Annotated in this window: 11 protein-coding genes and 1 pseudogene; 4 read left to right on the top strand and 8 right to left on the bottom strand. The window is 56.4% G+C overall.

Features of this window, described 5'->3' with window-relative positions:
* Positions 1 to 78: 78 nt before the first annotated feature.
* The 7 genes and pseudogenes from FHR99_RS06205 to FHR99_RS06175 all read right to left on the bottom strand — a co-directional run bounded on the left by FHR99_RS06205 (position 79) and on the right by FHR99_RS06175 (position 9,658).
* Positions 79 to 2,040, bottom strand: a complete 1,962-nt coding sequence (locus tag FHR99_RS06205; protein WP_183409644.1) for an acetoacetate--CoA ligase — start codon at positions 2,038 to 2,040, stop codon at positions 79 to 81.
* A 4-nt stretch (positions 2,041 to 2,044) separates the two neighbouring features.
* Positions 2,045 to 2,953 carry a hydroxymethylglutaryl-CoA lyase gene (locus tag FHR99_RS06200; protein ID WP_183410191.1) on the bottom strand — a complete coding sequence of 303 codons (909 nt, stop codon included), beginning with the start codon at positions 2,951 to 2,953 and terminating at the stop codon, positions 2,045 to 2,047.
* Positions 2,950 to 4,947: an acetyl-CoA carboxylase biotin carboxylase subunit gene (locus tag FHR99_RS06195; RefSeq protein ID WP_183409643.1), complete on the bottom strand. Its 1,998-nt coding sequence runs from the start codon at positions 4,945 to 4,947 to the stop codon at positions 2,950 to 2,952. The genes FHR99_RS06200 and FHR99_RS06195 overlap by 4 nt, the downstream gene beginning before the upstream one ends.
* Before the next feature lie 2 nt (positions 4,948 to 4,949).
* On the bottom strand, positions 4,950 to 5,732 hold the full coding sequence (locus tag FHR99_RS06190; RefSeq protein ID WP_183409642.1) for an enoyl-CoA hydratase/isomerase family protein: 783 nt from the start codon (positions 5,730 to 5,732) through the stop codon (positions 4,950 to 4,952).
* Between the two features lie 586 nt (positions 5,733 to 6,318).
* Positions 6,319 to 7,923, bottom strand: coding sequence for a carboxyl transferase domain-containing protein (locus FHR99_RS06185; protein WP_183409641.1), 1,605 nt, complete (start codon positions 7,921 to 7,923; stop codon positions 6,319 to 6,321).
* Positions 7,924 to 8,055: 132 nt separating this feature from the next.
* Positions 8,056 to 9,225 (bottom strand): annotated as a pseudogene (locus tag FHR99_RS06180) (isovaleryl-CoA dehydrogenase).
* A gap of 19 nt (positions 9,226 to 9,244) precedes the next feature.
* Positions 9,245 to 9,658, bottom strand: a complete 414-nt coding sequence (locus FHR99_RS06175) for a MerR family transcriptional regulator (RefSeq protein ID WP_183409640.1) — start codon at positions 9,656 to 9,658, stop codon at positions 9,245 to 9,247.
* A gap of 167 nt (positions 9,659 to 9,825) precedes the next feature.
* Between FHR99_RS06175 and FHR99_RS06170 the strand changes: the two genes are divergently transcribed.
* On the top strand, positions 9,826 to 10,794 hold the full coding sequence (locus tag FHR99_RS06170; protein ID WP_183409639.1) for an alpha/beta fold hydrolase: 969 nt from the start codon (positions 9,826 to 9,828) through the stop codon (positions 10,792 to 10,794).
* Here the strand turns inward: FHR99_RS06170 and FHR99_RS06165 are convergent.
* Positions 10,791 to 11,690, bottom strand: a complete 900-nt coding sequence (locus FHR99_RS06165) for a LysR family transcriptional regulator (RefSeq protein WP_183409638.1) — start codon at positions 11,688 to 11,690, stop codon at positions 10,791 to 10,793. The genes FHR99_RS06170 and FHR99_RS06165 overlap by 4 nt on opposite strands.
* 112 nt (positions 11,691 to 11,802) lie before the next feature.
* Here FHR99_RS06165 and FHR99_RS06160 point away from each other — a divergent pair, with 112 nt between their 5' ends.
* From FHR99_RS06160 to FHR99_RS06150, 3 genes are all read left to right on the top strand, one after another.
* The gene (locus tag FHR99_RS06160) at positions 11,803 to 12,573 is read left to right on the top strand and encodes an SDR family oxidoreductase (RefSeq protein ID WP_183409637.1); all 771 of its coding nucleotides are present in this window, start codon (positions 11,803 to 11,805) and stop codon (positions 12,571 to 12,573) included.
* A gap of 13 nt (positions 12,574 to 12,586) precedes the next feature.
* On the top strand, positions 12,587 to 13,414 hold the full coding sequence (locus FHR99_RS06155; protein WP_183409636.1) for an SDR family NAD(P)-dependent oxidoreductase: 828 nt from the start codon (positions 12,587 to 12,589) through the stop codon (positions 13,412 to 13,414).
* Positions 13,415 to 13,533: 119 nt separating this feature from the next.
* Positions 13,534 to 14,517, top strand: coding sequence for an NADPH:quinone oxidoreductase family protein (locus FHR99_RS06150; RefSeq protein WP_183409635.1), 984 nt, complete (start codon positions 13,534 to 13,536; stop codon positions 14,515 to 14,517).

Genomic DNA, 14,517 nt, shown 5'->3' with positions numbered 1-14,517 from the left:
AAGCGTGAGTGTATCGCTCTGGAAGCCGATAGGTAGTTCGGGGTTCTACCTACCGTGAAGGTGCCCTTTGATGATTGATTAACTCATCAGTTCAGGTCGATTTCGGAAATAGCCCAAAGCTTCAGGATTGGCCAGTGCATCGGTATTCTTGACCGGCTCGCCATGCACTACATTGCGCACCGCCAGCTCCACGATCTTGCCGGAGATGGTGCGGGGAATATCCGCCACCTGCAGCACCTTCGCCGGCACGTGCCGTGGTGTGGTGTTTTTGCGAATGGTGGTTTTGATGGTCTGAATCAGTTCTTCGGTCAGCGAGATGTCCTCGCGCAGCACCACAAACAGCACCACGCGTACATCGTCTTCCCAATTTTGGCCGATGACGATGGCCTCTAAAACCTCGTCGATTTTCTCAACCTGACGATAAATTTCAGCGGTGCCAATACGTACGCCACCGGGATTCAGTACCGAGTCGCTGCGGCCGTGGATGACGACGCCGCCTTCGGCGGTGATTTCGCCGTAGTCGCCGTGAGCCCAGATATTGTCGAACTGGGCAAAGTAGGCCTTGTGGAAACGGCTGCCGTCCTCGTCATTCCAGAAGCCGATGGGGCTGCAGGGGAAGGGTTTGATACAGACCAGCTCACCCTTTTCGCCGGTGACCGGCCGGCCTTCGTCATTCCAGATTTCTACCGCCATGCCCAGACCGACGCACTGGATCTGACCCTTGTAGACGGGCAGCGTAGGGTTGCCCAGTACAAAGCAGGACACGATATCGGTGCCGCCGCTTATTGATGACAGGCAGACATCCCGTTTGAAGTCGCGGTACACATAGTCAAAGCTTTCGTGACTTAGGGGTGAGCCGGTGGAGAGTATGGCCTTAAGCGAATCCAGACGGTAGTCGTCCTTGGGTTTGTGGCCGGCTTTTTCCAGTGAGGCGATAAATTTGGCACTGGTGCCAAATACGGTGATGCCTTCCTGATCAATGGCTTTCAGTAGCAGTTTGCCGCGTTTGGCAAAGGGCGAGCCATCGAACAACACCAGAGTACAACTGCTGGCCAATCCACTGACCAACCAGTTCCACATCATCCAGCCGCAGGTGGTGAAGTAGAACAGCACATCGTCCTCACCGATATCCGTGTGCAGCTGATGTTCCTTCAAATGTTGCAGCAGGGTGCCGCCCACCGAGTGCACGATGCACTTGGGCGTGCCGGTGGTACCGGAGGAATACATGATGTAAAGCGGGTGATCGAACGGGACGGGCTCGAAGGCGAGGGCCTGTGGTGACTCGCTCAGGGCCTTTTCAAAACTTGTGGATTTGGTGATGCCGCTGAAATCGGTTTCGCCGGTCAGTGAGGTCATAACCACCTGTTCTATGGAATCCAGCGACTTCGCAATCTCCGCGACTCGCTCGCGAGTATCGAGGGTTTTGCCGTTATAGAAATAACCTTCAACCGCAAACAGCACTTTGGGTTGAATCTGGGCAAAGCGATCCATTACGCCCTGAAAGCCGAAATCCGGCGAGCATGAAGACCAGATTGCGCCAAGGCTGGTGGTGGCCAGCATGGCAATCACCGTTTCCGGAATATTGGGCATAAAGCCCGCCACGCGATCGCCTTTCTGCACGCCCCATTTTTTCAGCTGATCGGCGAGCCGCTCAACTTGGCTGTAAAGCTCAGCGTAGCTCAGTGTGCGGTGATCGCCGTTTTCCAGCAGGCCGATGATGGCGGTTTTGTCATCGCGCCTGCGCAGCAAATTTTCTGCAAAGTTCAGTTGCGCGCCGGGAAACCACCGAGCTGAAGCCGTGCCGCAGGTAGGAAAAGTATTGCCGTTTTGCAGAACGCTGTCATAAGGCTGTTGCGCTTTGACATCGCAAAACTGCCAGATGGATTCCCAAAACTGGGCGGGCTGGTCGACAGACCAGCGATGCAGTTCTGAATAATCCCCGAAGGAAAGGTCATGCTTTTTCTGCAGCCAATCCTGATAGGACTTTAGTTTTGATTGGGCAATGCGCTCAGCAGAAGGCGTCCACAGCGGCGTACTCATGGAATTACTTTTCCCGTTTGGCGGTGATGGCGTTGGCAACCCGTGAGTTGTTCGGGCGGTTCAGGCGATTGGAGATCGCATTGCCAGCGTCGATCAGTTTGTCGAGGTCGATGCCATGCTCAATACCCAAGCCGTTGAGCAGATAGATCACATCTTCCGTCGCCACGTTGCCGCTGGCCCCTTTGGCATAGGGGCAACCGCCGAGGCCCGCGACGGAGCTGTCTACGGTCGCAACGCCCATCTCCAGTGATTTCAGAATATTGGCGAGGGCCTGACCGTAGGTGTCGTGGTAGTGAACCGCCAGTTTCTCCATGGGGATTTCAGCGCCGAGCACTTCCAGTAAACGCTGGCAGCTAGCGGCGGTGCCGACGCCGATGGTATCGCCCAGTGAAACTTCGTAGCAGCCCATATCGAGCAGGGTTTTAGTTACTTCCAGCACCTTCTGCGGTGCGATATCTCCCTCATAGGGGCAGCCGACGATGCAGGATATATAGCCCCGCACCGGCATATTGGCGGCTTTGGCGGCTTCCATAACGGGCACAAAACGTTCGATGCTTTCGGCGATGGAGCAGTTGGTATTTTTCTGGGCGAAAGCTTCCGAGGCCGCAGCAAATACCGCGACTTCGTCGGCTTTTACCGCCAGCGCCCGTTCGAAACCTTTCAGGTTCGGTGTGAGGGCGGAATAGGTCACACCGCTCTTGCGCTGAATACCTTGAAACACCTCTTCGCTGCTGGCCATCTGCGGCACCCATTTCGGGTTTACAAAACTGCCGCTCTCGATCGTGGTCACGCCAGCGTCGGCCAGTGCGTGAATCAGCTCGATCTTGTCCGCGGCGTCCAGCGGGGTCTTTTCATTTTGCAGGCCATCACGGGGGCCGACTTCAACAACACGTACTTTGTTTGGCAGCATTATTCGGTTACCTCAAATTCCAGCAGTTGGGCACCACCATCGACGAGGTCGCCCGCATTAAAGAAAAAGCTGACCACTTTGCCGTCGGCCGGAGCGGTGATGGTGTGCTCCATTTTCATCGCTTCCATAATCATCAGTGTGGCGCCTTTTTTCACTTCGGCGCCTGCCTCAACGGAACAGGCCACAATGGTGCCATTCATCGGTGCCGCAAAGTTGCCAGCGCCCGCCGAATCATCCATCTCGCCGGTGTCGGGTTGCACCAGCGAGAAACTGAACGCGCGATCCGCCAGATACACGTGGTAGTCGTCACCAAACTTGCTGACGGTGGCGGTTACACGGTGACCATCGACAATGGCACTCAGTCGGCTGTCTTGAAGTGATCCACTCACTAATGCGCTTTGACCTTCGAAGCTGAGCTTGAACTGCTCGCCCATCGGTTCAACCGTGACGCGATGCTCATGCTCCTGCCAGCGAACATCCACGTGGCAATAGGCGGGCAGGCTGCTGCGCCAGCCAAAAGGCGTATTCCAGGGTGAATCCGGTTCGCTGCTTTTTTCAGCTTGCGCGCGCTGCTGCTCGGCCTGCTCCAGCAAGGCATAGAGCGCCGCCAGTGGCAACAGTTGGCTGATATCTTCGTCGTTGTCCTTGAACAGCTCGTCATTGTGCTGTTCGATAAAACCGGTGGTCAGCTCGGCGTTTTCAAAAGCCGGGTGAGCCGCCAGGTTGTAGAGGAAGGGCAGGTTGGTAACCACGCCGCCAATGTTGTATTGGGCCAGCGCATTCTGCAGGCGCTTGAGCGCGCGGTCGCGGTTTTCATCCCAGGTAATCAGCTTGGCAATCATGGGATCGTAGTAGACGCTGATTTCATCGCCTTCCACCACGCCGGTGTCCACGCGAATATGGTCACCCTGTTCGGGTTCTTTCAGAAAGCGCAGCACGCCGGTCTGGGGCAGGAAGTTATTATCCGGATCTTCGGCATATACCCGCGCTTCAAAGGCGTGGCCGCGAATCTGCAGATCTTCCTGTTTGCAGGGCAGGGTTTCGCCGTTGGCGACTTTCAGTTGCCAGCTCACCAGATCCTGACCACTGATCAGTTCGGTGACCGGGTGTTCTACCTGCAGGCGGGTGTTCATTTCCATAAAGTAGAACGAACCGTCGGAATCCAGCAGGAATTCCACGGTGCCGGCGCCAACATAATCAATTGCCTGCGCTGCTTTTATCGCGGCTTCACCCATCGCGGCGCGAAGCTCTTCGGTCATACCGGGGGCCGGGGCTTCTTCAATGACCTTCTGGTGACGGCGTTGCACCGAGCAATCGCGTTCGAACAGATGCACTGCGTTGCCGTGGCTGTCACAGAAGACCTGAATTTCAACGTGACGTGGGCCGGTCAGGTATTTCTCGACCAGCATCTTGTCATCGTTAAAGGACTTTTTGGACTCGCGTTTCGCTGCCGCCAGTGCCGCAGAGAACTCATCGCTGCTCCACACCTGACGCATCCCTTTACCACCGCCACCGGCAGCGGCTTTCAGCAGCACCGGATAACCCATATCGTCGGCCGCTTTTTTCAGGATGGCTTCGTCCTGATCCTCGCCGTGGTAACCGGGCACCAAAGGTACGCCGGCCTTTTCCATAATCTGCTTGGCGGCAGATTTTGAACCCATAGCTTCAATGGCGCCGGTTGGTGGGCCGATAAAGACAATGCCTTCCTCAGCGCAGCGACGACAGAAGTCGGCGTTTTCCGACAGAAATCCGTAGCCGGGATGAATCGCCTCCGCGCCGGTCTTTTTGGCTGCCTCTATGATCTTGTCGATCACCAGATAGGATTCTGCCGCTGGTGCCGGGCCAATATGCACGGCCTCATCCGCAAGGCTGGTATGCAGCGCATTGCGATCCGCATCGCTGTAAACAGCGACAGTGCGAATGCCCATTTTCTTGGCGGTTTTAATAACGCGGCAGCTGATTTCACCGCGGTTTGCTATGAGTATCTTTTTGAACATAGTTATTTCACCCAGTTTGGTGAGCGTTTTTCGAGGAAAGCTTTGAGTCCTTCCTGACCTTCTTCCGATACACGGATATCAGCGATACGCGTACAGCTGTCTTTGATCAGGTCGGGCGTAATTTCACGGTTGGCATAGTCCAGCACCAGTTGCTTGGCCTGCGCCAAAGCCTGCGGGCTGTTGGCCAGCAGGGTGGTAACGAGTTCGTTGATCTTTTCGTCCAGAGATTCTTCGTCAACAACTTCGCTGAGCAGGCCGAGTTGCAGGGCGGTTTCTGCGTTGAAACGCTCGCCGGTCTGGAAATAGCGGCGTGAGGCGCGTACACCAATGGCCTGAATCACATAGGGGCTGATCGTTGCGGGGATCAGACCGATTTTGACTTCGCTGAGGCTGAAGCTGGCGCGCGGGGTGCCTACTGCCATATCGCAGCAGCTTACCAAGCCGACCGCACCGCCGAAGGCTGCGCCTTGTACGCGTGCGATTGTGGGTTTGGGAAATTCGTTTAGTACGCGGAGCATTTCGGCGAGTTGGCCGGCGTCTTGTTCGTTTTCGGCATGGGTGTAGTTGGCCATGCGTTGCATCCAGCTTAGGTCGCCGCCAGCGGAGAAGCTTTTGCCTTCTCCGGTGAGTACGAGGACACGTACTTTGTCGTTGTTCGCCAAGGCGTTTACGGCTTCGGTGATTTCGAGGATGAGGGTGTCATCGAAGCAGTTGTGCTTTTCAGGCTTGTTTAGCGATAGCGTCGCTATGCCTTTTTCGTCGATGTTTGTGAGTAGGTTTGTCATCGTTCTGTTCGCTACTTGTTGTTGCTGAATTTTGCCTGCCGGTTTCGCCTGCTGGCGAGTTACTTCTTTTTTGCGTGTCCAAAAAAGAAGTAACCAAGAAAAAAGGACACCCTGTTCCGCAGTCGGTTTCCGCTACGCTCCAACCGATCCCTTGCGCGCTTCGCATCCGGCGGCGCAAACGGAAACTCGCCCTATCGGGCTCAGACACCCGTTTGCTTCATCCGCCGGCTGCTCCAGTGCTCAGCTGCTCCAGTGCTCAGCTGCTCCAGAGGGGGCTGCCGGGCTGGAGCGAAAAGTGCCAGCGAACTTGCTGTTGGCACCCTGCATCCCCTTTGGAGGCGCCGAGAAGCGCAGGTTTGCATCGGGCCAGAGCGAGCACTGTTCGAGTCCCGTAGCGGCGATAGCCGCGGAGGTCGAGTTGCGCAGCGACCGATGCAAACTGAGCATCGCAGGGAACCCGAAGGGCGCCGGAACAGGGGTGTCCTTCTTTGGGTTACCTTTCTTGGACAAGCAAGAAAGGTAACTCGCCCAGCAGGGCGAAACCTGTTTTACCAACATCCATTACCAACAGCGACAGCGCCGCAAATCACATCCGAAAAACCCCAAACTTAGTCTCCTCAATCTCCCGATTAAGCGACGCCGCCAAACTCAACCCAAGCACCCGCCGGGTATCCGCAGGATCAATAACCCCATCATCCCAAAGCCGCGCCGAGGCGTAATACGGATGCCCCTGATGCTCATACATCTCCAGCGTCGGCTTTTTGAACTCGGCTTCTTCTTCAGCCGACCACTCTTTACCTTCACGCTCCAACTGGTCGCGTTTAATCTGCGCCAGTACGCCAGCAGCCTGCTCGCCACCCATTACTGAGATACGGGCATTCGGCCACATAAACATAAAGCGCGGATCATAGGCGCGGCCGCACATGCCGTAGTTACCCGCACCAAACGAGCCACCGATCAGTACGGTAAATTTCGGCACCTGGGCGCAGGCGACGGCGGTGACCATTTTGGCACCGTGCTTGGCGATGCCGCCGGTTTCGTATTGTTTGCCGACCATAAAGCCGGTGATGTTCTGCAGGAACACCAGTGGAATCTTGCGTTGGGCGCACAGCTCTACAAAGTGCGCACCTTTCTGGGCTGACTCGGAAAACAGGATGCCGTTGTTGGCGACGATACCCACGGGCATGCCGTACAGACGGGCAAAGCCGCAGACGAGGGTGGTGCCGTAGAGGGCTTTGAATTCGTCAAAGTCGGAACCGTCGACGATACGGGCAATCACTTCGCGAACGTCGAAGGGCTTGCGGGTATCTTTGGGTATCACCCCGTAAATTTCTTCCGGCGCGTATTTCGGCTCCTGCGATTCAATCACGTCTAACTGCTGGGGCTTGCGACGGTTCAGGCGCGAAACTGCGTTGCGGGCCAGTTGCAAGGCGTGGTGATCATTGTTGGCGTAGTGGTCGGAGACACCGGAGGTTTTACAGTGTACGTCGGCGCCGCCAAGTTCTTCGGCTGTCACGACTTCACCGGTGGCCGCTTTCACCAGCGGCGGGCCGGCCAAGAAGATGGTGCCCTGATTTTTAACGATGATGGATTCGTCTGCCATGGCGGGGATATAGGCGCCACCGGCGGTGCAGGAACCCATAACGACCGCGATCTGGGGAATGCCCTTAGCGGACATATTGGCCTGGTTAAAGAAGAAACGGCCAAAGTGATCCCGGTCCGGAAAGACATCATCCTGACGCGGCAGGTTGGCGCCGCCGGAATCTACCAGGTAGATACAGGGGAGGTTATTTTCAGCAGCAATGCTCTGGGCTCGCAGGTGCTTCTTAACGGTCAGCGGATAGTAGGAGCCACCTTTTACCGTGGCATCGTTGGCAACGATCATGCACTCCTGACCGGCTACGCGACCGACGCCAGTGATGATGCCGGCTGCAGGAACGTAGTCGTCATACACTTCCCACGCCGCCAGTTGCGAGAGTTCCAGAAAGGGCGAGCCCGGGTCGAGCAGGGCATTGATACGCTCGCGGGGCAGCAGCTTGCCGCGCTCGGTATGTCGCTTCTGGTATTTCTCACCGCCACCCTGACTGATCTGTGCGATTTTTTCGCGCAGGTCGTCGACCAGAGCCTGCATATGCTGGCGGTTGGCTTCGAAGTCTTCGGAGCGAGGGTTGATTGTACTGTTGATGATCATTGCTTTTTTCCTTTTAACTTGAAGGCATTCAAACCTCCCTCACCCCAACCCTCTCCCAGCGGGAGAGGGGGCGCCCAAACTGGCTATGTGGGTACCCTCTCCCTTTGGGAGAGGGTTGGGGTGAGGGCGCCTTTAAGCAGTTTCCTTAAACAATTCCCGACCAATCAGCATGCGGCGAATTTCTGACGTGCCGGCGCCAATCTCGTAGAGCTTGGCGTCGCGCAGCAGTCGGCCGGTGGGGTATTCGTTGATATAACCATTACCACCCAGCGTCTGGATGGCTTGCAGGGCCATCTGGGTCGCGCGCTCTGCGGTGTACAGAATCACCGCAGCCGCGTCTTTACGGCTTTCTTCGCCACGATCACAGGCGCGAGCTACCGCGTACAAATAGGCGCGGCTGGCGTTCAGTTCGGTGTACATGTCGGCCACTTTACCCTGCATCAGCTGGAATTCACCGATGCTCTGGCCGAACTGTTTGCGGTCGTGAATATAAGGCACGACGATGTCGAGGCAGGCCTGCATGATGCCGACCGGGCCACCAGAGAGAACCGTTCGCTCGTAGTCGAGACCGCTCATCAGCACGTTTACGCCACGGCCTTCGCCACCGAGAATGTTTTCCGCCGGCACTTCACAATCTTCAAACACCAGTTCGCAGGTGTTTGAGCCGCGCATACCCAGTTTGTCGAGCTTCTGGGCGCGAGAAAAACCGGGGAAGTCCCGTTCAACAATGAACGCCGTCATGCCGCGTGGACCGGCGTCGATATCGGTTTTGGCGTAAATCACATAGACGTGGGCATCTGGACCGTTGGTGATCCACATCTTGTTGCCGTTAAGTACGTAGCAGTCGCCTTTTTTCTCGGCGCGCAGTTTCATGCTTACTACATCAGAACCGGCATTGGGCTCGGACATGGCCAGTGCGCCGATATGTTCGCCGCTACAGAGCTTGGGCAGATATTTACGACGCTGTTAGTCGTTGCCGTTTTTGAAAATCTGGTTCACGCACAGGTTGGAATGTGCGCCGTAGGACAAACCCACCGAGGCCGAGGCGCGGCTGATTTCTTCCATCGCCACACAGTGAGCGAGGTAGCCCATATTGCTGCCGCCGTATTCCTCGCTGACGGTAATGCCGAGCAGACCGAGATCGCCGAATTTTTTCCACATGTCCATGGGGAACTGGTTGTCGCGATCGATGGCTTCGGCGCGAGGCGCGAGTTCGGTCTGCGCGAGGTTGTAGGTCATGTCGCGCAGCATGTCGATCTCTTCGCCGAGGCCGAAATTAAGTGTGGGATACGGTGTGTTCATGGTTTGCCCTTCCTGAAGATCATGAGGATGTGGTGACGTTTTTCATTACTGTCAGTGCATCGGCGCAGCGCGCCTCCGCTTCATCCAGCTCGCGCATCATGGTGCGCAAGTCATCTAGTTGTGTTTTGAGTTGTTCGCGTTTTTCACGAATCTTGTCGATCAGGGTTTGCAGCTGATGGCTGTTGTCCTGATCGGGGTGGTACATCTCGATGATGTCCTTGCTTTCCTCCAGCGACAGGCCAAGGCGTTTGCCGCGAAGAATCAGAATCAGCTTGACCCGGTCGGCGGCGCTGTAAATGCGGGTTTGGCCGTTGCGTTTGGGTTGCAGCAGGCCTTTTTCTTCATAAAAACGGATGGTGCGGGTGGTAATGGCAAACTCTTCCGCGAGTTGCGAAATCGAGTAGGTGCGGCTTTTGGTGCTTGTCGCGCTCACAACACGGCCCCGTTTTGATGATGTCAGGATTCTAGCGCCAAGTTTACGTTAACGTCAACGGCAGCTTTGTCTCGTTTTTTTGCCCTGATTCAAGGTGATCACATGAACCAGCCTTCATGGATTCCTGCCGCGGCAGCTACTACTCTGCGAGAAATAAGGAGATTTTCATGCCTCTGACTCACCACCACGCCACACTTAACGGTATCCACACGCACTGGGTCGAAGCCGGCGAAGGCCCGCCAGTGGTGCTCTGCCACGGCTTTCCCCATCTCTGGTTTAGCTGGCACAGGCAAATCAGCGCCTTGAGTCAGGCCGGCTACCGGGTGATTGCCCCGGACATGCGCGGGATGGGCCAGACCGAAGCGCCGGCAGACAAAGAGGCCTATTCCGTCGCGGCCATTACCGGTGACCTGCTGGCCTTGCTCGACTATCTCGGTATAGACCAAGCGGTGTTCTGTGGCCTCGATTTTGGTGCTTTTGCCATTTATGACCTGGCCCATTTGCACCCGGAGCGAGTGACGGCGGTTATCGGGCTGGAAAACCCAGCGGCCCCGCATAATCCGGATATTCCGCCGCTGACGGAGTATGCGGAGATGGGCAAGGATCATTTTCTGCACATCAACTATTTTCGTGAGCCCGGCCCCGCCGATCGTGATCTGGCGGCAGCGCCTCGCGAGTTTTTGCAAAAGGTGTTCTGGGCCTTGAGTGGAGAGGGGGATTATTTTGCGACCTGGAAGTACCCGCCCTCGGCCACCTATATCGAATCGATGGACGACGCGCCGCCCTTGCCTTGGGCCTGGCTCAGCGAGCTGGAGTTTGAGTTTTTCCACAGTGAATATGCTCGCTCCGGCTTTACCGGGGGGCTCAACTGGTATCGCTCAATGGATATCAAATGGCAGGAGCGCAAGGTTCTGGAGGGTAAGCAGTCGCAGGTACCGGCCTATTTTCTGGGTAGCGAGTTCGACGTGGATCTGGAAGGCTTTCACGGCGACGATCCGATCAGCTTGATGCGAGCCCAGTTCCCAAACCTCAAGCGGGTAGATATGATTCCGGGGGCAGGGCATCTGGTGCAGCTGGAAAAATCCGATGAGGTAAATCGATTGCTGTTGGAGTATCTGGCGGAGATTTTTGCCTAGCGGATCATGCTCTGAATCTGCTCCCGCAACCAGCGATTCGAAGGGTCGTTATCCACATTCTTGTGCCAGTAGAGGTAGGCGTCGAAGGGCGTGGTTTTAAAGGGGAGCGGTAACACCTTCAACCCAAATTGGGGGGCAAGTTCCCGGGCATAGCTCTCTGCCAGTGTCAGCAGGGTATCGGTTTCGTTGACGATGCGCAGGGCGGCAAAGGCGTTCTGGCAGCGCAGGCGAATCCGGCGCTGAATACCGAGGCGGCTCAATTCCAGATCTTCAAAGCTTTGCCCTGAGCGGCGTGAGCTGAGCTGGATATGGTCCTGTTCCAGATAGTCTTCCAGCGTCAGGCCCTGACTCACAACGCGGTGATGAGGTCTGGCCAGCACCACCATGCGGTCCTGAGCAGTGCGCTGGTAGGCAATGTCGTCAGAGACCGGCCGCAATACATCTATTGCTACATCCAATACGCCGGTGGCCAGTTCCGCTTCCAGATTGGGGCGATCGAGTCGCACCGAGGCAAGTTTCAGCGTTGGTGCTGCTTTGGCCATACGCTGAGCCAGTACAGGCAGCACACTCACCTCCAGCAGATCCCGCATTCCCACCGTAAAGCCGCGCTCGCTCGTGGCCGGATCGAAGCGTTCGATATCGTTGAACATGATCTGCAGGTCGCGCAGGGAGCGACGCACGGTGCCAATCAGACTGCGGGCCTTGGGCGTGGGCATCATCAGTCGCCCGTCGCGCTCAAATAAAGGGTCATCAAACAGATCGCGCAGGCGCCCCAGCGCATGGCTGACGGCGGGTTGGGTCAGGTGGAGTTTGTCGGCCGCGCGAGTGATTCCGCCCTCGCTGTAGATGGCGTCGAAGACAACCAGCAAATTCAGGTCTACTCTATTTATGTGCATTAGTATCTATGCATGAGATTAATACAAAGTGATAACTCTAATTGATTGGAATAATAGTAAGGGGCTGTCTAAGCTGCTGGCAAGTCCAAAATAACCGTTTAAGGGAGTTCGCATGGAACGATCTACGTCTTTTGATCTGGGTGGCAAGGTAGCGCTGGTAACAGGTGCCAGCCGTGGTATTGGTGAGGCAATCGCCCGGCTGTTGGCCGAGCACGGTGCGTCGGTGATTGTGTCCAGCCGCAAGATTGATGGCTGCGAGGCGGTGGCGTCCTCCATCCGTGATGCCGGCGGCAAGGCCGAAGCTGTGGCTTGCCATATTGGCGAGCTGGAACAGATCGAAAACATGTTCAACCACATCAAATCCCAGCACGGCAAGCTGGATATTCTGGTCAACAACGCCGCGACCAACCCTCACTTTGGTCATATCACGGAAACCCCGATATCCATGTTCCAGAAAACCGTCGATGTGAATATTCGCGGCTACTTCGTGATGTGTCAGGAAGGCGCGAAGCTGATGGCCGCCAACGGCGGCGGCAGTATCGTAAATGTGGCTTCTGTGAATGGCGTAATTCCGGGCGATATGCAGGGTATTTACTCAGTCACCAAGGCGGCGGTGATCTCAATGACCAAGGCCTTTGCCAAAGAGTGTGCGCCGATGGGAATTCGCGTGAATGCGCTGCTGCCCGGCATGACCGACACCAAGTTCGCTTCTGCGCTGGTTAACAACGACGAAATCCGTGAACACGCCATGCAGCACGTACCCATGAAGCGCGTCGCCGACCCGAGCGAAATGGCGGGTGCCGTTTTGTATCTGGCCTCATCAGCGTCCAGTTACACCACCGGTGCCGCATTGAATGTTGATGGCGGCTATCTGACAGCATAAGCGAGGCGCAAAAATGGAAATCTTGAAAGATCGCGTAGCGATTATCACCGGGGCCGGCAGCGGCCTAGGCCGTGAGCTGGCCAAACTTTGCGCCGCCGAAGGCATGAAACTTGTGCTGGCGGATGTGGATGAGAAAGGTCTGGAAGAAACCCGTACTCTGCTGGGTGCCGCAGAATCCGTTCTGCGTCGCACCGATGTTACCAAGCGCGATGAGCTGGATGCGCTGGCAGAGCTGACCTACAGCAGCTTCGGCAAGGCCCACCTGCTGTTTAACAACGCCGGTGTTGCCGCGTCCGGTCCGGTATGGAGCAGCACCGCCGCCGAGTGGGAATGGGTGATGGGCGTGAATGTGATGGGTGTGGTTCACGGCATTCAGGCCTTTGTACCGCGCATGCTGGAGCAGGGTGAGCCGGCCCACGTGGTCAGCACGGCTTCACTGGCGGGGCTGACTTCAGTCCCGGGCTCTGGTGTGTACTGCGTGTCAAAGCACAGTGTGGTGACCCTGTCTGAGTGTTTGTATCACGACCTGCAGATCGCCAAAGCGGATATTGGTGTATCCGTTCTGTGCCCGGCCTTTTTCAAAACCGGTATCGCAGAATCCGAGCGCAATCGCCCGGCGGAGTTAAGTGACAGTAACCCTGCTGGCGCGGCCTATGCAGAGTTTGTAAGGGCGGCAATCGAGGCAGGAAAACTGAGTGCGGAAGATGTCGCGCGCATTACGCTGGAGGGGGTGAAAAGCGAGCGTTTTTACATTCTACCGCACAACGGCGCGCGTAAAACTGTTCAGCTGCGGATGACGGATATTCTCGAAGATCGCAAACCGACCAGCCCGATGGGTTAATTCCTACAACCTCCCCGTCATTGCGAGCGAAGCGAAGCAAACTCCGTAGTATTAGCACCAGATTGCTTCGTCGTTCCGCCTCGCAATGACGGTAGATATGAAAAGTACAAGGAGAACGTATGAAAGCATTATTGTGTAAACAACATGGCCTACCCGAAACTCTGGTGGTAGAAGAGGTCGCTGATCTGGAACCCGGCAAGGGTCAGGTCGTACTGGACGTGAAAGCGGCGGCGGTGAACTTTCCCGATACACTGATTATTCAAAATCTCTATCAGTTCAAACCCGAGCTGCCGTTCTCTGCCGGCGGCGAGTGTTCCGGTGTGGTGAAGAGTGTTGGTGAAGGCGTAAAACATGTAAAACCGGGTGACCGTGTCATCGCCTTTACCGGTTGGGGCGCCTTTGCGGAGCAGGTATTGGCGGATGCCGCAGCAGTTATCCCGATGCCTCCGGAAATGGATTTTGTCACAGCGTCTGCCTTTGTGATGACCTACGCCACCTCCTACCACGCGCTGGTGGATCGCGGCGAATTAGAAGAAGGGGAGACCCTGCTGGTGCTGGGTGCCTCTGGCGGCGTGGGGCTGGCAGCCATTGAAATCGGCAAGGCGCTCGGTGCTCGCGTAATTGCGGCTGCGTCTACCGCTGAAAAACTTGCGGTCTGCAAAGAGCATGGCGCGGACGAGCTACTAAATTACGAAAGCGAAGACATGAAGGCTCGCCTGAAAGAGCTGACTGGCGGCAAGGGCGTGGATGTGGTCTACGACCCGGTCGGCGGCCCCTTCAGTGAAATCGCGCTGCGCTCTACCGGCTGGCGTGGTCGCTTTCTGGTGATTGGTTTCGCTAACGGTGAAATCCCGAAAATCCCGCTGAACCTAACGCTGCTTAAAGGCAGCTCGATCTGCGGTGTGTTCTGGGGCGACTACGTTAAACGCGAGCCAGACAACAATATCAAGGATCTGTTTGCGTTGTTCGAATGGCTGCAGGCGGGCAAGCTCAAACCGCATATAGCCGGCACCTACTCTCTTGAAGACGGGCCCAAAGCCATCCGCGCGCTGATGGATCGCAAGGTCTCGGGCAAGGTGGTGATTACGCCGGGGGAGGTGTAA

Source organism: Litorivivens lipolytica, from assembly GCF_014191715.1.
Taxonomy (GTDB): domain Bacteria; phylum Pseudomonadota; class Gammaproteobacteria; order Pseudomonadales; family Spongiibacteraceae; genus Litorivivens; species Litorivivens lipolytica.
The sequence above is the reverse complement of the archived record's forward strand: the minus strand, read 5'-3'. Positions and strand labels throughout refer to the sequence as shown.